General features: G+C 42.6%; 25 protein-coding genes. 10 read left to right on the forward strand and 15 right to left on the reverse strand.

Translation table 11 applies throughout. The features are described from left to right. Positions 1-58 precede the first annotated feature (58 nt). On the reverse strand, positions 59-1,489 hold the full coding sequence (locus NQ518_RS10085) for a virulence-associated E family protein (protein ID WP_036875542.1): 1,431 nt from the start codon (positions 1,487-1,489) through the stop codon (positions 59-61). Between the two features lie 376 nt (positions 1,490-1,865). On the opposite strand from NQ518_RS10085, the gene NQ518_RS10090 reads away from it, so the two are divergent. Beyond that, on the forward strand, positions 1,866-2,153 hold the full coding sequence (locus NQ518_RS10090) for a helix-turn-helix domain-containing protein (RefSeq protein WP_004335658.1): 288 nt from the start codon (positions 1,866-1,868) through the stop codon (positions 2,151-2,153). 12 nt (positions 2,154-2,165) lie between these two features. Beyond that, entirely contained in the window at positions 2,166-2,447 is a 282-nt protein-coding gene (locus tag NQ518_RS10095; protein ID WP_004339656.1) for a helix-turn-helix domain-containing protein, read from the forward strand. Positions 2,448-2,745: 298 nt separating this feature from the next. Here the strand turns inward: NQ518_RS10095 and NQ518_RS10100 are convergent, their stop codons facing one another. From NQ518_RS10100 to NQ518_RS10115, 4 genes are all read right to left on the reverse strand, one after another. Beyond that, complete coding sequence (locus NQ518_RS10100; protein ID WP_227962040.1) at positions 2,746-3,981, reverse strand: C10 family peptidase; 1,236 nt, start codon at positions 3,979-3,981, stop codon at positions 2,746-2,748. 8 nt (positions 3,982-3,989) lie between these two features. After that, positions 3,990-4,451: a hypothetical protein gene (locus NQ518_RS10105; RefSeq protein ID WP_004339658.1), complete on the reverse strand. Its 462-nt coding sequence runs from the start codon at positions 4,449-4,451 to the stop codon at positions 3,990-3,992. Further along, a complete protein-coding gene (locus NQ518_RS10110; protein ID WP_004335666.1) occupies positions 4,448-5,689 on the reverse strand; it encodes a hypothetical protein in 1,242 nt (413 codons plus the stop codon). The genes NQ518_RS10105 and NQ518_RS10110 overlap by 4 nt, the downstream gene beginning before the upstream one ends. Before the next feature lie 292 nt (positions 5,690-5,981). Beyond that, positions 5,982-6,398, reverse strand: a complete 417-nt coding sequence (locus NQ518_RS10115) for a hypothetical protein (protein WP_004335668.1) — start codon at positions 6,396-6,398, stop codon at positions 5,982-5,984. A 370-nt stretch (positions 6,399-6,768) separates the two neighbouring features. On the opposite strand from NQ518_RS10115, the gene NQ518_RS10120 reads away from it, so the two are divergent. The 8 genes from NQ518_RS10120 (at position 6,769) to NQ518_RS10155 (ending at position 12,011) form a co-directional block, all read left to right on the forward strand. Next, positions 6,769-8,001 (forward strand): site-specific integrase, encoded by a 1,233-nt coding sequence (locus NQ518_RS10120; RefSeq protein WP_227962038.1) that lies wholly within the window; start codon positions 6,769-6,771, stop codon positions 7,999-8,001. A 25-nt stretch (positions 8,002-8,026) separates the two neighbouring features. Beyond that, positions 8,027-8,494, forward strand: a complete 468-nt coding sequence (locus tag NQ518_RS10125; protein ID WP_227962036.1) for a DUF1896 domain-containing protein — start codon at positions 8,027-8,029, stop codon at positions 8,492-8,494. 141 nt (positions 8,495-8,635) lie between these two features. Beyond that, positions 8,636-8,983: a hypothetical protein gene (locus tag NQ518_RS10130; RefSeq protein WP_227962034.1), complete on the forward strand. Its 348-nt coding sequence runs from the start codon at positions 8,636-8,638 to the stop codon at positions 8,981-8,983. 352 nt (positions 8,984-9,335) lie between these two features. Next, positions 9,336-9,767, forward strand: coding sequence for a hypothetical protein (locus tag NQ518_RS10135; RefSeq protein WP_260107736.1), 432 nt, complete (start codon positions 9,336-9,338; stop codon positions 9,765-9,767). Between the two features lie 22 nt (positions 9,768-9,789). Further along, a complete protein-coding gene (locus tag NQ518_RS10140; RefSeq protein ID WP_227962031.1) occupies positions 9,790-10,209 on the forward strand; it encodes a PcfK-like family protein in 420 nt (139 codons plus the stop codon). 4 nt (positions 10,210-10,213) lie between these two features. Continuing rightward, positions 10,214-11,488: a PcfJ domain-containing protein gene (locus NQ518_RS10145; RefSeq protein ID WP_227962029.1), complete on the forward strand. Its 1,275-nt coding sequence runs from the start codon at positions 10,214-10,216 to the stop codon at positions 11,486-11,488. A 27-nt stretch (positions 11,489-11,515) separates the two neighbouring features. Next, a complete protein-coding gene (locus tag NQ518_RS10150; protein ID WP_036864488.1) occupies positions 11,516-11,770 on the forward strand; it encodes a hypothetical protein in 255 nt (84 codons plus the stop codon). A gap of 4 nt (positions 11,771-11,774) precedes the next feature. Continuing rightward, on the forward strand, positions 11,775-12,011 hold the full coding sequence (locus NQ518_RS10155; protein WP_036864491.1) for a hypothetical protein: 237 nt from the start codon (positions 11,775-11,777) through the stop codon (positions 12,009-12,011). 122 nt (positions 12,012-12,133) lie between these two features. Here NQ518_RS10155 and NQ518_RS10160 read toward each other — a convergent pair whose 3' ends face one another. The 10 genes from NQ518_RS10160 to NQ518_RS10205 form a co-directional block, all read right to left on the reverse strand. Further along, a complete protein-coding gene (locus tag NQ518_RS10160; RefSeq protein ID WP_007173308.1) occupies positions 12,134-13,189 on the reverse strand; it encodes a hypothetical protein in 1,056 nt (351 codons plus the stop codon). Between the two features lie 118 nt (positions 13,190-13,307). Further along, positions 13,308-13,814 (reverse strand): glycoside hydrolase family protein, encoded by a 507-nt coding sequence (locus NQ518_RS10165; RefSeq protein WP_036900558.1) that lies wholly within the window; start codon positions 13,812-13,814, stop codon positions 13,308-13,310. Beyond that, positions 13,801-14,286, reverse strand: coding sequence for a DUF3872 domain-containing protein (locus NQ518_RS10170; RefSeq protein WP_227962027.1), 486 nt, complete (start codon positions 14,284-14,286; stop codon positions 13,801-13,803). Before NQ518_RS10170 ends, NQ518_RS10165 begins: the two co-directional genes overlap by 14 nt. A 12-nt stretch (positions 14,287-14,298) precedes the next feature. Then, on the reverse strand, positions 14,299-14,880 hold the full coding sequence (locus NQ518_RS10175; RefSeq protein WP_227962025.1) for a conjugal transfer protein TraO: 582 nt from the start codon (positions 14,878-14,880) through the stop codon (positions 14,299-14,301). A 5-nt stretch (positions 14,881-14,885) separates the two neighbouring features. Next, the gene (gene traN, locus NQ518_RS10180; RefSeq protein ID WP_227962023.1) at positions 14,886-15,836 is read right to left on the reverse strand and encodes a conjugative transposon protein TraN; all 951 of its coding nucleotides are present in this window, start codon (positions 15,834-15,836) and stop codon (positions 14,886-14,888) included. A 48-nt stretch (positions 15,837-15,884) separates the two neighbouring features. Beyond that, positions 15,885-17,150: a conjugative transposon protein TraM gene (traM, locus tag NQ518_RS10185; RefSeq protein ID WP_227962021.1), complete on the reverse strand. Its 1,266-nt coding sequence runs from the start codon at positions 17,148-17,150 to the stop codon at positions 15,885-15,887. Then, positions 17,143-17,445 carry a hypothetical protein gene (locus NQ518_RS10190; RefSeq protein ID WP_227962020.1) on the reverse strand — a complete coding sequence of 101 codons (303 nt, stop codon included), beginning with the start codon at positions 17,443-17,445 and terminating at the stop codon, positions 17,143-17,145. The genes traM and NQ518_RS10190 overlap by 8 nt, the downstream gene beginning before the upstream one ends. Positions 17,446-17,449: 4 nt before the next feature. After that, complete coding sequence (gene traK, locus NQ518_RS10195) at positions 17,450-18,073, reverse strand: conjugative transposon protein TraK (RefSeq protein ID WP_036900544.1); 624 nt, start codon at positions 18,071-18,073, stop codon at positions 17,450-17,452. A 50-nt stretch (positions 18,074-18,123) separates the two neighbouring features. Beyond that, entirely contained in the window at positions 18,124-19,161 is a 1,038-nt protein-coding gene (gene traJ / locus NQ518_RS10200) for a conjugative transposon protein TraJ (protein ID WP_004358249.1), read from the reverse strand. A gap of 51 nt (positions 19,162-19,212) precedes the next feature. Next, complete coding sequence (locus tag NQ518_RS10205) at positions 19,213-19,842, reverse strand: DUF4141 domain-containing protein (protein WP_036926146.1); 630 nt, start codon at positions 19,840-19,842, stop codon at positions 19,213-19,215. Positions 19,843-19,869: the final 27 nt, after the last annotated feature.

A 19,869-nucleotide genomic window follows, 5' to 3' on the forward strand; every position in this document is an offset into this window, starting at 1 on the left:
TGATAAGTGATTGATAATCAGTGTTACTTTGTAGTATAAGACAATACTACACATTCTACTACATTTGGCTACTACAAGTTTGAAGGAGCGGGCAGGGCAAGATTTTCCTAATCTTATAGACATAGATGGGGCTACTACCGTTTCTTCGTTTGCTCACCTTTATGTATCCTGCTTTCTTCAAGGCTTCACCCATACGCTTGGCAACAAGTGGCTGGTGAGTATAAATTCCCAAATAAGTGAGTATCTCCGTAGTGGTCATTAACGAATAGTTTTCATCCTCCGTTGGCTTCTCAAAGCAGCGTAGCAGTAGTTCCATTTCTGCGGTCTGCACTTGGAAATCCTCACTCTCTTTGTAAAGCTCTACTATCTCATTATCGTCAAACCAATAGCGGAAACCAGATTTTAACAGGGCTTTTGCTTCGGTATAGACACTATCCATTGAGATTGCCTTTGCTCGTTCTATGTCAATAGACAATACTTCAAAGGGCAGAAACCGCCTACTGCCTGTGGGGTCGGTAAGGAAATCGTTACCATTTACCGATGCAACGAAACTCGCCAAGTGTGGGTGTTCCTCCACATACTTGTCGTAAGGCATACGGTACTTGACCATCGGACAGGTGATGAGGTTTTTCAGTTCGTTCTCATCACGCTTGTTGAGGGCTTTGAGCTGGTCGTCAATGTTTACGATGAGGTTTTGCCCTATATAAGTAAGCGTGTCCTTCTCTTGCGGATATATCTTTCCCGTGTAGCTGTAACCATGCAGGGCAGGTGGGCAGAGCAAGTCAAGGAAAGTTGTCTTGAACTTGCCCTGCTCGCCTGTCAGTACAAGACAGGTATGGTTACGGCATTCACGGTCGTCCATGGCGTTGGCGACCACTGCCACGAGCCATTTGGTAAGGTATGGCAGCCACTTGTCAGAGTTGCGCACAACTACGCAACTTGCCAGTTCGGGAATGACTTTCAGTGAAAAGGAAGAAGTATCACAATGGTTATTGTGTTCATTATTACCATTACCACTACTGCCATGAATACAACTATCGCTATTGCCACTATAATTACCTCTGCTATTACCAATATCCACCAAGGGCAATCCATTGAAATATTCCTGTATGGGATTGACACGTGGAGAGAAACTGCTCTCTATAATGGAATAGAGGTTGTCGGAAGATGTGATAATCCCCACATCGTTGTCAAGTTCCCTGCGGAGTGTATTGATTTCATAGCGACCCACTTTTGAGAAGTGAGCATCTTCCTTGCTTCGGTATTCGGTTCGCCCCAACACCGTGTTGTATCTGAACTCATAATAAGAGGAGAGATAAGTTTCTATCTCACCATTTTTGGAGGAAGTCTTCCTTTGCTTGGGCGTATTATTTTCGTCCACTGAATTGCCTTTATCTGCGTTTCGTTTCATTATATGCTTGGTTTGGTTTCCGAGAGTGAAGTTATGAAGAGAACTGGAAAGTTCCAAGCATTCGGAGAGTGCTTGCATAATGTTGCGCAAATTGGCAATGAATTTCTCACGGATTTTTGACAAGAAACTGTTGGAAAGTATGGATTTAAGCCCCAAACAAGAGGACAAGTGTGTAAAGAATGCAAGAAAGGCAGGTGGTAATTTGCTACAATACGCATCGTATTGCGTTGGCTAAAAGGATATGATAAAATGGAGTAAAGAGACAAAGAAAGAGAGCGACAATCCTTTTGCCATTTCCATGTTTTTCCCTCTATTTCCCTGCTGTTCCCTCGTGCTTTGAAGTATGGCAAACACTCTCTACTTTTGCAGGCAGAAATATGCGGTGAAACGCAAAACGGACAAAGGTTTTATTAAACCAACAAGACAGAAATACAAACAAAACAATAATAAAACTATGGGATATTTTATCATTACGGATTCAAATTGGGCAAGACTGAGGGATGAGATACTCAATCTTGCTCAGACCTGCCACAAAGCTTTCGGAGAACAGAGTCAGCACACCGATTGGCTGCACAATGGGGATGTATGTCAGCTACTCAACATCAGCAAGCGCACCTTGCAGCACTACCGTGATACGGGCGTGCTACCGTTTACACAAATCGGGCACAAGTGCTATTACAGGCGTGAGGACGTGGAGCGGTTGTTGCAGACAAAATCGGAGAAATCAAAGAACAACAAATAAAATAAGAGGACAATGGAATCAGTAAGAGATTTGAACATGGATGCGGACGAGATGCAGGTGGTGCTGTCCGCCATAAGAAGTGTGAACAAACGAATAAAGGAAGTAGCACAGACACACAAACCCTTGTTTGGCGGTGAACACTTCCTCACAGGCAAGGAGGTGTGTGAGCGGCTGTACATCAGCCCTCGCACCTTGCAGGACTATCGGGACAGGAAGATTATCCCCTATACGCAGTTTGCTGGGAAGATACTCTATAAGTCTTCGGATTTGGAGAAAATATTATTAAGGAAATAACTATATGGAATATCACGATGACTATATAATATAAATATATGCCAAAACTCCACTTTTAAAAGGATAATCCTCTAATCTTAAATGAGAGTACTCCAAAATATGGGAACAGAGCCGTATCATATTTTTTATAAAGTTTGATACGGCTCTGTTAGATTTAGCATTACTACCTGTAACTATTTATGAGGTGATTTTTATCTTGATATATCCTTCCTCATCTATCAAAGAAGCTATATTTGTCGTAACATAAGAAACTATATGTCTTAATCTTTCGATAATACAGTATAAATATTTTTACAACTTAAAAATCATCATAATCCGTATCTATATGGAAATTATAAACTTTCATCATAAGGTCATATTGCCTGGGAGAATCTTCTTTCCATGTCTTATCATCATATAGATAATAGCCATTTGCAGATCCGTTCCAGCCAAAATTTATATAGTATAGGGTCTGCCCATTCATTATTTTGTACCCATCCAAAAGCATGCAATGTCCAGAACTTGGCATATCAATTCCCAGTTTTTTCCATAACCAGCCATTACTGCGCTTTTTGCCCGATAAGAACGAAAGACCATAGGTATTATTTTTCATATTGTTACTAATATTATTCCAATCAGTATCATAGCTGAACATTCCACCTAAATAATCGCCTAAGAATTTCATAGCTTTTTTAGTGTCAGTCCCCGCAGAGCCATCCTTATCGTATGATGTACCAATATTTTCTGCTATTCTTTTTATAATATTTGAAATGTCGTCTTTTTCACTTTGAGAAGTAAAGTAATAACCATACTCCTTTGTCTTCAGTTTGCTCCAAGAAGTCTTTAATCCATACCCTTTGAATACACCAAAATCATTCTTTAGCACTGTCAGTGCTTGGACAACTGCAATAGGTACACAGCCCGCAGCAGCTCGTCCATTAGAAGCATATTTCCCATTTGATGAAGGTGACTGTAAATTGAAAGGATTACCCTGTCCCCACCTTACATTACATTTTTGGGGCACGGATTCCTCATATCTTTTTGAGCTTCTTGTTTCAGGCTGGTCCCAATGAGAATTTATGGGCGCATCCGGAGTCATTCGGTTGTAAACTGATGTAGCTGCCGTCCCAAGCATAAAAAGAAAAGATTCTGGTAATTTTTCTTGCTCTATCAACTTTCCATGAAGAAACTTTAACTCGATGTTATTAAAATGCGCATAAATAGGTTCGGCTCTCTTGTCACCTGCAATAACGATAGTAGAGCCGTCTGAGATTTTGACAAAATACAATAAGTTCTGTGGATTACTCTCTTTCTGTATTCCTCTTGTCGTATTATCTTGCGCATTAATAGAGTCAATACCAACAATCATACAAGCATTATTTGTAGATCTTGTGTTACCCGCTTGTAAATAGCCATTAACTACTTTTTCTATATCACTTTTCCCGACCTTAAAACTATTTTCTTTAACAATCGGAGTTGTCTGTTTTTGAGGAAGCTCTTCTTGATTGCATGAAACAAGAAGTGCTAAGGATAAAAATAAAAATATTTTTTTCATATCTTTTGCTATTTAAAAGTTATTCCAATAGTGGATATTCCATCAGGAACACTAAATCCAAAGGAAATTGCTACAGGTACTTGCTGGATGCTATTTTTGTTCAATTGGACTTTATATTTTCCTGTCTGTACCTTGCTTATTGTCATAAAGTCAAATTCTATTTTCTGGAGTATGCCATTTTTACAATAAATTGTGGCTTTATTCCCATCAGAAAGTTCTACGACAGTCTGTTCCTTTGATAAAATCTCTTTGGTTATTCTTTTTGATACTTCAGTGTCATTCTTCCCATAATCAATCCTAAACTCATACATCGCATAATCACCTTCCATAAACTGGAAAAAGCCTTCTGGATGTGCAGTGGATAGTTCTATCTTACTTGGGGTAATATTTGGAATTCTATTCCTATCTTCGTCAGAGCAGGAAACCATTATAATAACGGCTATGAATAGCAGAATCCTTTTTATCATCATTGCGGTAAATATTTAGTCGTGTGAATATTAAGAGTTCTTGTCTTATATGGGGCTCCATACCATTCTGTCCAATGTGTATCTTGGAAGCGACCTGCATTTTTCCTGTTAAAATCCAATACATAACCAGATACAATTCCATAATTACCAATGGGACCTACTACATGGATATAATAATCTCCATTGATTTTTTTGTATCCGTCAGCTAAAAAGAAACTAAAATTATAGTAAGAAGTGTGCCTAAAAAAGGTAGGATGTTTTCTATCACGATACCCATATATATATGAAATGCCTGTTTCCAATCTTAAGTTATTAAGCATATTAAACCAGTCTGTATCATAAGACAAACTTGGAATTCCATCTGCACCCGAAAAGAAATTCTTTACAGCTTCAAAAGCCATAAGTCCTGATATTTCAGAGTTCGGCATTAATTTAAATTGTGGAATTCTATTAGACATCTCAACGAAATCTGTATACATATCTCCTTTTAATTGCGTAACATCTAATTTCTTTGCTCGTTTCCATGAAGCCTTTAGTTGGTATTTGTCAAAACTTCTAATTTCTTTTCCATCAGGTATTGCAATACAAAGAGCATGAATAGTCCAAGGTCTTATATCTTGTGAAGAAAAAGTATTGTAGTTCTTGTGGTTCTCGTTGTATTTATATGCATCTGTAAATCTATAGGCTAATTTAGGGAGAACTTCGTCATTGGAATCTCCAGCTCGGGTATTTAATTGTTGCCTATTACTGTAATAGCTGTTTACTTGGTTATTATTTGTTGTTTTATTTTTTACATCAACTATATAATTTTCCATTAGATTACCAATAATTTCAGGGATACTATCACCTACAAATTCTCCCTTTTCATTTATTTTCAAATTGAGATTGTCAAAATGTGCATAAACAGGCTCTGCTCTTTTGTCGCCACCTACTACCACGGTTGATCCGTCTGACATTCTCACAATGTACAACAAGTTATGTGGGCTGTCAATTGTTGCTCTGGTTGCACTGTTAGCATCGTTACTAATAGTGTCAATTTCTGCAATTTCGCAAGAAATTCCTTTTGCCCTTGTCCGTGTCGAATAAAAATAATCAACGACAACCTTCTCAATATCACTTTGTGTGACATTGAAATTTTCTTCGGACAATTTTTGACTCACATTCTCTTTTTCATTGTAGATTTCCTCATTACTGCAAGAGAAGAAAGCAATAACAGATAGTAATAATAAAATTTTTTTCATGTCCTTATGTGTTAAATGTTTATAGGTTATAATTTTTCACCAAAGTTACATAAAAAGAAAGATACACAAAATACTCAATAGTGGGTATTTTATCTAGCTAACCAGCAAAGAAGTCTTTGAAATATTTCCAAAATGAACAATCAGTCCTATTTTACCATAGTTAGTAGTAGATTGGTAGTAAGATAATTCGCAACATAATAACGGTCCCACAACATCTTCTCTTTCACCGTTTTACCCTATTTGTAGTTATGTAGTAGGATAATATCGGTGAAAGAAAAAAGATATAGATAATTTAATGCTGTGTATCTCCAAAAAGAAATACCGGTGTTAAAGTTGTTGTCGGTCGCTGTAGTTCATTGATGATATACTTTCTGAAGAAGTGGGCTCCTGTGCTATCCAATTGGAAAGACAGGGCAATAATGATTGGGAGTGGATAAAGCGATGCATAACCTGCCAACTCCTTATCTCTGACTGTTACCCTCTCAACTGTACTCCTTTCTTCAGGATGCAGGTTGGAGGATTTTATTATCGTTTGCAACCTGTGGTTGAGTTTCCTCCATGTTACCCCGAAGAACTTCACAAGTTCACTCTCTGTCATGGCTATCTCTCCGTTTCCTTTGCGAATGACTTGCATTTTGCTGCCCCAATCAAAATAACTACGCTGATTGGAAGTGTTTGTTCTTATTTTTGGATTGTTGTTTGTCTTCATGCCGTTTTCTCCATTTTACAGATTACAATATCCGAAGGTTCACAAGCCTCTCTCTCCGCTAATAGGCTTCAAAAGGACTTCACAAGGGTTGTCAATTTAGCCTTCAAAAATTTGCTAATCGTTGTAAAATCAAGGTTTTACAACGATTTTTCTTTGTATATACCTCTATCGCCTGACGGCATAATCCTATGTTTTGACAATCATCTTTCGGTCAAATTCTGCTACATAAACTGCTACACAAAAATTGTAGCAGTAAAAAATGTAGCAGTGACTGGATTTTGAATACCATATTGACGGCATTAATTCTTTCTTTTTCAGAGTGTTATATATTAACTTTGCAGCCGAGTGCTACACAAAAGAATGATGCATTATGAGAACAACTTTCAAGGTGTCCTTCTACCTACGCTCAAACTATGAGAACAAAGAAGGAAAGTCGCCTGTAATGCTCCGAGTATTCCTTAACGGAGAGATGGCTAATTTCGGATCTACGAAAATATTCGTGGACAAATCGCTGTGGAATAACACTACCAGCAGGCTCAAAGGTCGGACGGCAGAAGCCTTATCCGCTAATGCCGCATTGGACTCCATTTCCACAATGCTGAATAACATTTACCACAAATTCGAGGATGATGAATCCTTGTCATTGGATAAAATCCGCTCATTCTTTGTCGGGAAAGACAGGGAGTACACGACCTTTCTCCCTATATTCGACAAGTTCAACGAAGATGTCAGACAGCGTGTCGGACATACCATCAGCAAGGACAGCCTGCAAAAGTACAGCGTTTTAAGAAGGCATTTCGCAGAATTCCTTATCTATAAGTATGGGAAGAAAGATATTGGACTGGTAGAATTCACGCCATCCGTAGTACAGGACTTTGAGCTGTACCTGAGTACGGCGGCTGGGTGTGCCTATAACACATCAGTCAAGAAATTGAAGGCACTGAAAACCGTGACCATCTATGCACAAAAGCGTGGCTATCTTCTTCACGACCCCTTCCTCAATCATCGTTTTCACTTGGAGCCGGTAAACCGTGGCTTCCTTACGGATGAGGAAATTATGAAGATAGCCAACAAGGATTTTGCTATTCAACGCTTGGAGTTAGTAAGGGATGTTTTCATCTTTTCATGCTTCACAGGCCTGGCATATATCGACGTATCCAACCTTACACCAGACAACATAGTTACGCTTGATGACAAGCAGTGGATTATGACCAAAAGGCAGAAAACAAGCGTGGAAACAAATGTGTTGCTTCTTGACATTCCCAAGAGTATCATCGCCAAATACAGTCATAAGACCTATCGGAATGGCAAGCTGTTTCCCATCTTAACTAATCAGAAAACCAACGCATATTTGAAAGAAATTGCCGATCTTTGTGGCATCAAGAAGAATCTGACCTTCCATCTTGCCCGACATACGTTTGCAACCATGTCGCTCAGCAAGGGTGTTCCTATGGAAAGTGTATCGAAGATGTTGGGGCATACAAACATTAAAACTACACAAATTTATGCCCGTATAACCAATAAGAAGATAGAACACGATATGGAACAGTTGGCTGGCAAGTTAGACAAGTTCAATGTTGCTATGGGCATCAACTCAAAATAATGTACAACCCTAAACCAGGAAGATTATGACAACAACAAAGAAAGAACTTTCTTACTTCCGTTTGAAGTTGGAAGCGTATCTCGGAGAGCATTTTCCAGAGAGAGTGAATGAAAATACGTTTATAACTGCTCGCGCAGACGAAGCATTGACAACTTACTGCGATGCTATAGCACAAGGCTTTTCTCATCCCGAAGCAGAGGTAATGGCAAGCGAAGTGTTGCATCGAGGATTGCATTTTTCAAAGTATGATACACTTGTGTCTGTCTTAGAGAATGAGTTCGAGAAAGAACTGCCCTCTCCGCTCCCCGAAAGACTAACACCAATGCTTCTGAAGAATAAGGCTGTGCAAAGCGTTTTCGACAAGTATGAACTGATAGACGACTTTGGCGCAACTCCAGAGTATGAGAAACTCTACACCGAACTGACAGGTACCATCGTTCTGCTCATAGAGGTCAATGGTCTGCCAACGATAGGCGGTGAGAATATGACTTGATGTAGCACTATTCGGAGTTTTTGTAGTTTCAAGAGCCAAGATAAACGCTCCACTCCACACGCCAAGAGTTTTTTCAAACACTTGTCTTTGTGTAGTCTGCGCATCTTGTAACTGCTCTTGAAACTATTAAAAGCTCCGATTATGAATACAATCATCATGAATCAAGACGTTCACACACCTGCCTTCATCAAGGCAGACGCATCGAACAAAACCGATAAGGATAAGCAGCAGCCGACTTTGCCCAAGCAAGTCCGCCGCTTCGGTTGGACACGCTTCATCGAACTCGCAATCCTGCTTTCCATCGTTATCGGCGCCATTTGGCTTATCTCAAAGATAATAACACCACAGGTCGCAACTGTCGTGTCAGTTATTGCAGGTTTTCTGATACTACGCTTTATAGTCAGGGTAATTCTGAAAGTGGCATTTACGCTGCTGAGCATTCTCTTCTGGTTGGCGATTCTCTGTGCCATCCTGCTCTGCGTGCTTTGAGAAGCACAGCTCTGTAAAACCTTTCATATTATTTCATTAGGTGGTTATCTCGCATTTTAAGATAGCCACCTTTTCTATTTCCCACTACGAGCGTTGCACTTTTGCTTCTTTTCCAATGCTCCACGATATGCGATGACAAGAAGACGGATGCTGTTCCCTTTTTATCCGCAAAGGTAGTACTGGGCTTGTGGCTTTCAAAAGGTCTGTGCCGTTTGGTTTGTCAGGAAAATCTCCACACCTACGGGTAGTATTTTCCGCCAAAACCTTGTGCAAGCCCGCCCCGCTACCTCTATTTTGCTACAAAAAGGAATCAGCATACTCCGATCTTTGGACGCATAAAAAAAATGTCGCTATGGATAAGCAAAAAATAAATACAACATCTTCGATGAACAGAAAAGGATATAGCTCCTCCTCTCATTACCGCATTAACCCTGTGGCTGAAAAAAGTGAGCAAGTGTTGGCAATTAAGTTTGTACAATGGGACGTTCCCCCTTTGGAGAGCCTTTGTAATAGCAAAGTATATCTCCTACGTATGAAACTCAATCGTGGTGAGTGTATGAGCCGTGAGGAAAAGAATTGGCTATGTGAGGCGGTGAACTCAAACACCTATTTCCGAACAGCCGTACCCCTGCAAGGCTATCGCTTTGACTTCGTTGACGTGCTGAAGAAATACCTTGTCAATCAGTACGGACAATGGACAGAGTATTACGCACCCGACAGAACAAGCCTAAGAGCCTACCTATATGGGCGTATCAATCAAATAGTAGAAATTTCCAAGTATTAACAACATCAAAACATATACGACAATGAAAGGAACAGAACATTTCACACGGACAATAGCCGAGTATCTTAATCAGCGTGCTATGACAGACCCATTATTTGCCCCTAACTTGATAAAACCGAACAAGAATATCGAGGAGTGCATCACCTACATTCTTAATGAAGTGCAGAAAAGTGGTTGCAACGGCTTTGATGATGATGAAATCTTCTCTATGGCTGTTCACTACTATGATGAGGACAATATAGAGATTGGCAAGCCTACCAATTGCCAAGTAATGGTCAATCACATGGTAGAACTCACAGAGGAAGAAAAAGCCGAAGCAAGGCAAGAAGCCATTAAGCAATATCAGCGTGAGGAACTTGCCAAGATACAGAGCCGTAACGCACGAGTTAAAAAGACTGAGAACATAGCAACCCAAGTACAACCATCACTATTCGATTTTTAAGCCTATGAAACCAAGAAACAAATTTGAAAAAGCGGTTTTGGAACAAAGCAAGCATCTTCGCCCGATAACCAAGCAACAAAGTAAGTGGGCATTCCGTGAGTGTATTGACCACTTCGCCTATCGCTTGCCAAAAGGTCGCACCACTTGTATGGATTGTGGGCATAATTGGGTAATGGACAAACATAGAGAAACTTGCACTTGCCCTCGTTGTAGGGCAAAGTTGCAGGTCAAGGAAACCTACGAGCGCAAGTTGCAGGAGAAGCAGTATTTCACCATACTTACCACTTGTGGAGAGTTTCAAGTATTGCGTATGTTCCTACTTGTTGTGGGTATGGAGAAAGGTTACAAAGCACAGACTTCTATAATTGAGATTGGGCAATATTGGTGGAATATGCAGGGACGAAAAGCTGTGGTTGCCATACAGAGGGTATTGGGACACTATGTTGATACCTTTTCCTATTATAGTCCTATGGCAATCCGCAACGATAATGAAGCCTATCAGCATATTGCCTACTCACCGATATATCCGAAGTTCAAGGTTACAGACATACTTCGCAGAAATGGTTTTAAGGATAATTTCTATGGCATCGTGCCTACCCAGCTTATTCCTGCATTGCTTACAGACAGCCGTGTGGAAACATTGCTAAAGGCAGGTCGAACAGACCATTTACGTTACTTTCTTGGCAACAGGAGGACTTTTGAGGAACTATGGCAGTCCTACAAGATTGCAGTCCGTAATGGCTATGAGATAGCAGACATTTCTCTTTGGAGTGACTATGCAGACACACTCCGCAGGTTGGGCAAGGATATTCACAACCCAAAATTTCTTTGCCCAACAGACCTTAAAGGCGAACACGACCGCAGCCACGAGGAACTTCTCAGATTGCGTGAAAGGGAGGAAATAGAACAGAAACAAAAGAAGGCAATGGAAGATGAAAAGCGTTTCAAAGAACTTAAATCCAAATTTTTCGGTATCCATTTCACGGACGGCACTATCCAAGTCCATGTATTGGAGAGCGTGCAGGAACATTTGGAGGAGGGAGCGACCATGCACCATTGCGTATTCTCCAACGAATATTATCTTAAAGAGGACTCACTAATCCTATCGGCAACCATTGAGGGCAAGCGGATAGAAACAATAGAAGTATCACTGAAATCATTGGAGGTGGTGCAAAGTCGTGGCGTGTGCAACAAGAACACGGAATATCACGACCAGATAGTAAACCTTGTGAATGCCAATCGAGATCTTATAAGTCGAAGAATGAAAGCGACTGCATAAAGTATAAACCATTAAATTATCAGAGATATGAAAACAGAGATTGAAAACATTATCTACAACTATGTGGATGAGATACCGCATATTCTCATAAGGGTTATTAATGCAATAACCCTATCCGACAACAAAGAGGAGTTAAGGTCGGCTATCAACAAAATAGCCGAAGAAACAGAACTTGATAAGTTCTTTGCATACGGCTATGGCGCACATCATTTTTGGCTTAAACACCGCAAATTATCCAATGGAGAGCCAAAGGAATACAGATTATTAAAGGTTGAATTTTAAGATTATGAAGAAGAAAGTTTACAGAGTTCGGACACAATACATCTTCGATGGAGTGTTTGATGTGGTTGCGGAGAGCAAGGAAGACGCACGACAAAAAGTCCTGCAAAATTGTGGGTTGATTATGGGTGGAAGCATTCACAGCACCCTGCCCGATGATGAAATAAATTGGGCTTTTGACAGACATCCCAACAAACGAATAGACAGAATAACGAAAGTGCAAAAATATCCTTCTGAATACTAGCAAAAGCCACGCAAATTTTTGGTTTGCGTGGCTTCTTTTCTTTCTCTTTGAACGAGTAGGCGACCAAAGAAAAGAAGCAAAAGAAAGTCGCAGGAATATATCTGACTTATACTCTATCTTTCTTATTGTATCTTATCTGCTAAATTTAGAATGGAAATAGATGTTGAGATACCTGCTATCAAGGATGAGGCTAGTTTACCTTCTATATTTATTTGCCCCTCAGAAGGCTCCGTTCCAAAAGAGAGTCCATCTTTTTTCAATAGTTCGTTACAGAAACGAACAAATTCTTTCTGCTTTCTAACTGGAGAGGTTGATAATCGAACAGCTTGTTCATTGACCAAACGTCCACCATAATATAGATTATTTAGGAGAATTAGCAAATCTGGGGCACAATCTTGGATGAATTTGTCGACATCTGACATTTCGTCATCACTTGACAATGTTCCTAAATCGAAAAAGTCTATGGCAACTTCCTTATATTCATCTTTCAACTCCTTCTCCAAAAGCAATAAAAATTCATCTATTTCATCCTTGTACTTTGTGAATACTTCAAGGTATTTGCTTAATTCTTCTGGAGTAGCTAATTCATCCATTTGATTAGAGATATCGTAATCTATTTGTCGCAGAGAATTACACAATTCATCCATACGTTCTCCAAAATGAATGAAATCAACGCGGTATTGACGTCCTTTATTATTCTTTAAATCTTTTCTAATAGGATACCGCATCACCATAGAGTCAGGATCAAATTTATTAATTTCTTTTATATAATGTTCTATTGCATCTAAATTGACAGAGCTTCCTACATGCTTTTTCCCTGCATCCAAAGTCGGTCGCAAATTACTCCATAGAGATTGAAGATTATGTCCACATTTTAAGAACTTTTGCCTTTCCTCTTCCGTATGGTTGCCATGGTTAAAAAAAAGTGCCTTTAAGTATGCCTCTATGGAATGTCTGTAATTGAAAAATAGAGGATATATCAGCGTATCAATTACTGCTATCTTACGGCTATCAGAAATCATCTTTCCCAGTAATATTTTTGCAGAATCCCAATACCCATCTGATATCGAAACGAATGAAAATGCTCCATTTCCTTCCCACCCAAAATGTGAAAAAGGTTTTCTTTCCAGAACCTCTTTTTCTGTCAGCTCTCGCAAAATTACATCTGTTTTATCCATGATTATGATTTTTATTTAAATTAATTAATAATATGCTATTATTACAAAGATATTAATTTCATTTTACACAACCAAATTAAAATGTATAATATTCAAGAGTAAAAATAGCAGTCTATGGTTAAGGAAGAAAGAACAAGGCAAACTCTACCTGTCTGCGCTTGACCAAACCTTTCAAAACCTTGCCCTTATATCGACAGAATGAAACATACTCCCGATAGAAGCTTCTGTCTCCAGCTTCTATTTTTTTGAGTAGCCTACTCTTGGGATGTTTGCCATACCCCAGCAATCGCCCCACGCCCACATTATAGGCAAGGAGGCTGAGCAGCAGGGCATCCTTGCCATATCCTTTGAAGTGTTCAAAGCATTTCCAAAGGTCGGCACGGAGGAGCGAGTCCGCCTGCCGTTCCGTCATATCTGCCGTGAAACGTTCGCCCGGTTGCAGTTGATGACCATAGCCGACGTATGGATAGCAACTCTCTCTGTGTAGTCCCTCGAAGTATTTCACGACCACCACGGCGCGCTCAAAAGGAGGCAAGTCTGCCAACCGTACCCTGCGCTGGGCAAGGATCGGCTGGCAGAGCAAGCACATTATACAGAATAAAGCAAAGCGTTTAGCTGTTCGCATCGTTCGAGGCTTTGGTTACTGCTGCGTTGGTCTTTCCCTTTTCTTCCGCCTTTTCGTTGTTGAAACTGAAAGTCAGTTGCTGCATCTTACCGAAACTGTCCTCCACGTACACGTCAATCGTCTGGCGGTCGGTGGAGAGCGAGGTGTAATAAAGGCGGAAAACGTCCTTTGTGAGCGGATAGCGGTCGTTGGGCTTGAACACTATTCTATCGTCCATTTTCAGTGTTCCCTTGCCGTCGGGCTGGAAGTATCGGATGGTGTAGCGTGTGTCAGCAAAGTCGCCCCCTCGCTTGAGCGTGCAGCGTATCTCTGCCGTCTGTCCCTTGACAATGTCCTTCTGAACGGGCATCGTCTCGACAGTGAACGGATAAGACTGCTGAACATCCAAATCCCTATCACAAGCAGATAAACAAAACACGGCAAGGGAAAGTACGCCCATTACCCATATTGAACTTAATATCTTCTTTTTCATGTTTCTTTTCTATTAAATATTAAACCTAAGTCCTGCTGATAGCGCAGGACGGAAACGATGTACGTCAGAGCCGAAGAGCAACCGCCCTTGTGCCTTGACAAGAAACAGAAGCCTGTCCGTAAGGAATACTTCCAACGAGCTATGCACGGCACCGCCATAGACGAAGTGTGAGCGGTCGAGCAGCGTAGCCCCATCGGGCAGTAGTTTCTGATCCTCGTTGATTTCCTCATAACCACCTAATGCGGATATGCCACCATAGAGAAGCACGTTCTTGCCATTGTCGGAGAGTATCGGGTGCATATAGCCCAAGTGCAGGAGCGCATCTTTGAGTTTTACGCCATAGTCCCTATACGGCATATTCTGCTGTTCATACTCAACTCCTACAAAGGAGTAGTTCTCTCGTTTCAAGTAGCGGGTAAGTGATACGCCAACGCCGAAGTTATCCTTGGCTAAGAGTTTCTCGCCTTTGATAAGGGGAAGACTTCCAACGACTTCTATCCCTTTCTGCTTAGGAATGAGTCGCTGTGCGTGCGACGGCAGACTGAAAGTCATTGCCACCGCCACGCAAGCCGATAAAATAAGGTTCTTCTTCATAAAGCCTACCATTTCAGTTTGAGGTTATCAATCTTCTTTGCTATCTGCAGGTCTTCTGCCGTTACATAAAAGGTCAGCGTACGACCGCCATTTCTTTCATAGAGCGTCACTTCAAGCTGCTTGTCTTCTGCAAGAGAAAACTGTTCGAGCGCAAACACAGTGTATTCACTGCCCATGCCACGCACCTGCATTACCTGATGATAGGCACGAAGTGGCTGCAATACCTGTTCTTGTATGGCGGTACGCTTTGCCATCTTCTTATCAACCACCTTGAAGGTGATGAAGTCCACCGAGTATGGCATATTCGTGCCGTTTTCCATACGAGTGTGGAAATACAGCAAGCCGTTATGGGCATACAAGCCACGAAGCAGGAATTTCATGCCGAACTGGTGTGCACCGATGTGTTTGATGGTACGCTTGTCATTCTGATAGATGGTCTGCATCATCAGCTTTACTAATACGGGCGACTCATTACCGAGTTCCTTGAAGTAAATGTCAGAGCGATTACTTGGCAGTCTTCCGTCCGCTGGTGACAAGAAGTCTTTCATCTCTATGCTGAGCTTCTCTGGCTCATCAGCATACTTTACGTTGAAAGCATAGAAAGAGCCGTCCTCACAGATGACACTCATATTGGTTTCCGTCTCAAAGTCCTTCACCGAAGCCTTTACACGCAGTACGTTCTCTGCATCCTCCGCTTTGCCTGCGATGATGTTCTGCGAACCTAAGTCTACATAGCGAATGGCAGAAGGGAAGATAAGGTGTACGGTCTTGTCAAAGGTTACGTCCAGACCATACGGCAGTACGACACGCCCCGTTGGTATGGCACGGCTCATACCTTGAAAAAGCTCTCCCGAAGTAAGCGGACGGCTTGGTGTCAGACCATCATTGTTTTCCTGTGCTGTGGCTGTTGCTCCCACCATGGCAAGCATAGCCATTGATAAAATAAGTTTCTTCATTGTTGCTGTTGATTTGATGTTATTGTTTTACTTGTTATTCTTGATTGTTTATTTTGTCTGCACCAAGAAGAGGCGATAGCCCCCTTTGAGCGTTACCTTGATGGTGCGCAGTTTCTTCTGAAGCAGCTGACTTGCACCTTGCATCACCCCACGGGCAGCCTCGGAGATAATTTGGTCTTTGGCAGAGGAAGCGAAGGTAAAGGATGTGCCCATTGAACCGCCGATGTTCGCCCCAACTTCCTTAAGCGCATTGATGTCCTCCGAACCGGGTATATACACACCCTCCTGTCCGTCCGTGTCGTATGCCGAGAGCTTGACGGCTATGATATGCCCACCAACCTCAATACTCTTAATGAGCAGGTGCATACGGTTGCCCTCAATCTTAGCAATGGCTATGAGTCGGCTTTGACGTGGAATGCGCAGTCCCTGCACCTTGGCAGTCTCCAGCAGACGAAGCACCACATTGTCGCCCTCCTTGAGCGTGGTCGTTCTGTCCACCACCACTTTGAGCGTGTTGCGCATCGTGGGTGCAGCCGTACTTGTTAGCGAATGGAAGCCCATGTTGCGTGCTTTCGTGCCGTATTCCTTGATGAAATCTGCATCGCTCATCGGCTGACCGAGCGAAGACACCACCTGTTTACGTTCCGCCAAGACCTCCATAACTGGAGCGTTTGCTTGCATCTGCCCCTTTTCTGTTCCAATATCGGTGATTGTGGATGTGTTTCCTTTATCATTCGCAAAAGCATTCTCCAATGACGGAGGGACAGATGATGTCTTGGGCAGATACTTTGCTGCCATCTGATAGCTCTTTTCCATCAGGGCAAGCTGTCGTTTCTCTTCATTGTCCTCCCTGCTGTCTTTGGAAGCCAATTCCTTTTTGAGGTTGTCAATCTCCTGTCTCATTGCTTCACGCTCCTGCTCGTGCGGGTCGGGAGCGTAAAAAGAGTTCAACAGCCGATTATTCTCCTCATAGCGGTGCATCGAGTTTTCTATCTTTGCCGTCGATGCAGCCACTTGTGCACGCTCCGCTTCCGAGGGGGCTGTGCTCTGTGCGAAGTAGTCCGACAGCTTGCCCATCTCTTCACGGGTTTGTTCTTCCTCGTGTGCCTTGTCGCCTAATTCGTAGGCTTTTAGCTTGTTGCCCGTAAGCTGCTCGGGCGTTGCCTGCGGAATACTGTCGTTCAAGCCCTGCTCGGCAGCAGTCTTATCCTTATCCGACGGTGCGAAGATAAACCACATTGAAAGGGCAAACAGCAGTCCTAATCCTCCGAAGACTAAGCCTTTCTTCATTTGTTCTTTCTGTTTATTATCCATTGTTGTTGATTTTTTGATGATGTTGTAGGTAATAATTGTCGTGTAACTCATGCAATGTGCTGTTTGTCCCTATCGGACTGTCCACCAACTTTCCTTTGGGGATGATCAGTTTCTCCTTCTTTGGAGGAAGGAAGAACTGCGCTATCATCCAAAGCGAGCAGAGCAGATAGATGAAGCTCAGCCCATAGACGATAGCCTTGCGCTGCCTTATCGTGAGCCTTTCACACAGATGGCGGAGCCACAGGTGAAAGCGCAGATAGTGACGTGAGAGTAAAAAGTTTCTTTTCCTTGCCATAGCCTTATCGTTTATAAGTCTGTATGTCTCTGTTCTCCTTGACGAGGAAGTGTTCCATTAGAAATCCTTGCGGATTATTGTCTGAGCGGACAGAGTTCTGTAGCGTGCAGGTCGTAACAAGACTGCGCTCTGTAATGTTACTCTGACGGACGATAAACTGCCGTGCATAGGTCGTTACCGCATAGGGGTAAGTATTAAAGTTGCAACGGATAGAGTCCACCTCTATGCGCTGATTGATATTACCCGATATGGCACGGTTATAATAGCCTTTCTCCGCCAAGTCCTTATAATAATTGAAAGCCGACTTGTCGCATAGCAGGAAGGCACGCTCCATGTTCCTCTCGATGGCGTCCTTGTCAGGTGCAATGGTGAAGAACAGCTCATGAAAACGACGCACATGCTCTCTTGCCTCTACGGGACGATTACGACTTGCATCCTGACTGAGAGCCAGCATGAGCGACTTTCCCTGGTCAAGCACATAGATTTTCTCCCGCTGCTCCTTGGCGAAGCTGTACGAGGCATAGACGGTATAACCGCTTACCGCCACGCAGACGATAGCAAAGACAAAGGCATAGAGTCTTATCTGTCTGAATGAGGTCTCGATATTACCAAGTGATTTGAATTCCATTTCTTTTTTCTTTTATATCTGTTGATTTATTAAGTATAGTTGCTCCATTTCTATTTTCCTTTGAGCAGTGCACCTTTGATACGCCCACCGACATTTCCCACAGCAGCACCTGCGCCTGCCATTGCAGCCTTGCCACCAGTATATGCACCTTGAGCGCCACGCTGTGCGGTCTGGTTGACATTGCGTCCGTAGGAGCCGATACCGCCACCAGCTTCAATAATCCACCCTGCCACGGTAGGTACACAGAAGTAGCCTACAATACCGATAAGGAAGAAGACGATGTAGTACCACGTTCCTGAATCAGGCAGATAGTTAGGGTCGCTGAGCGCATCGATGTCCTTCTGCATCATTAGCACCTGTATCTTGGTGAGTAGTGCCGTGAGGATAGAACTGACAGGCAGCCACAGGTAGACAGAGATATAGCGTGAGAACCATGCCGTAAGTGAGCCTGCAAGACCATCCCATACGGCTATGCCGAACACGATAGGTCCGAGTATCGAAAGGACAATCAGAATAAAGGTGCGAAGCGTGTCGATGATGAGTCCCGAAGCATGGAACAGCAATTCTAAAAAATCGTGTACCAATTTCATGACCCATTGCTTGGTCTGATAGGCGGCACGCTCGGCATACATACCCGCTATCGTCACGGCATCCTCTGGACCGATAATGCCCATTTCCTCTATCTTCTGGTCAAACTTCTCGTTGGACACCAAGTAGGCCGTTTCGGGATTGCGCAGGTAGGCTTCCTCCTGCAACTTGTCCCGCTTGGCAGTAAGTTCTGCAAGGTTCCCCTCCTGCTGGTGTACCATCATCTCCGTTCCCTGCACTACAGGCGAGAGAACGGCATTCATCGTACCCAGTACGACTGTCGGGAAGAACATGATGCAGAAGCCCAGCACGAAAGGTCGGAGAAGCGGAAAAACATCTATTGCCTCGGCACGGGCAATGGAAGCCCATACCCGAAGAGCAATATAAAAGAGTGCACCCAAACCCGCAATACCCTTGGCAATGCCTGTCATCTGGGCACAGAGGGGCATCATCTCATCGTAGGTGGAGCGTAGCAGCTCATGTAAACTGGCAAAATCCATAAGCAAAAGTGTTTTATGAAAGTTTTTTCAAGTTCTTTTTAGTCTGTGGAATTACCAGTACCTGCTTGCCGTGTTGCCGTAGAGTGCCTTGACAGAGGCAAGGTCGTTCTTCTCACGAGCACGCACATAACTCACGGAGATATTCTTCCTTGTATAGTACGACACCAAGGAGCGGTATTCACGTAGTGTTGTATAGATACGGTCTATCTGTTGCATGCGCTCGTGGTCGTTCATGGAGAAGACATTACTCTTGACGATGGACTTGAGTTCCTTCAGGCTTTCACCACTTTGCTCGAGTAGCTTGGTGTAGCCCGAAGCTATTGCGGCGAGTTCTGTCGGGCGGAAGTTCTTATCCGAGAGCATCTTCTTATACGAGGTGACATAAATCTCCGAGATGTCGCCCACCATGAGAATACACTCCTTGACCTTATAGGCATCGCCAATAAGGTTATTCACTTTCTTCAAGGCATCGTAATACTTCTTGGTGTCGTTGTAGAGTTTTTCTACTTCCTTGAATCCATCCAAGGTGTTCTTCACCGTCTTGGAGGCTGTTGCTATCTCCTTGACCGTATTGGCAATGTTGCCGGCAAAGTTACCGGGATCATAGACCGTCCACTGTGCGTGAGCTTTGGGAACTGAAAGGCTCAATCCTAAGAGAGCCATGAAAATGTACTTTTTCATTGTTGCTATAGTTTTGATGGTTTATTA

The sequence above is a fragment of the Hoylesella buccalis ATCC 35310 genome (assembly GCF_025151385.1).
Taxonomy (GTDB): domain Bacteria; phylum Bacteroidota; class Bacteroidia; order Bacteroidales; family Bacteroidaceae; genus Prevotella; species Prevotella buccalis.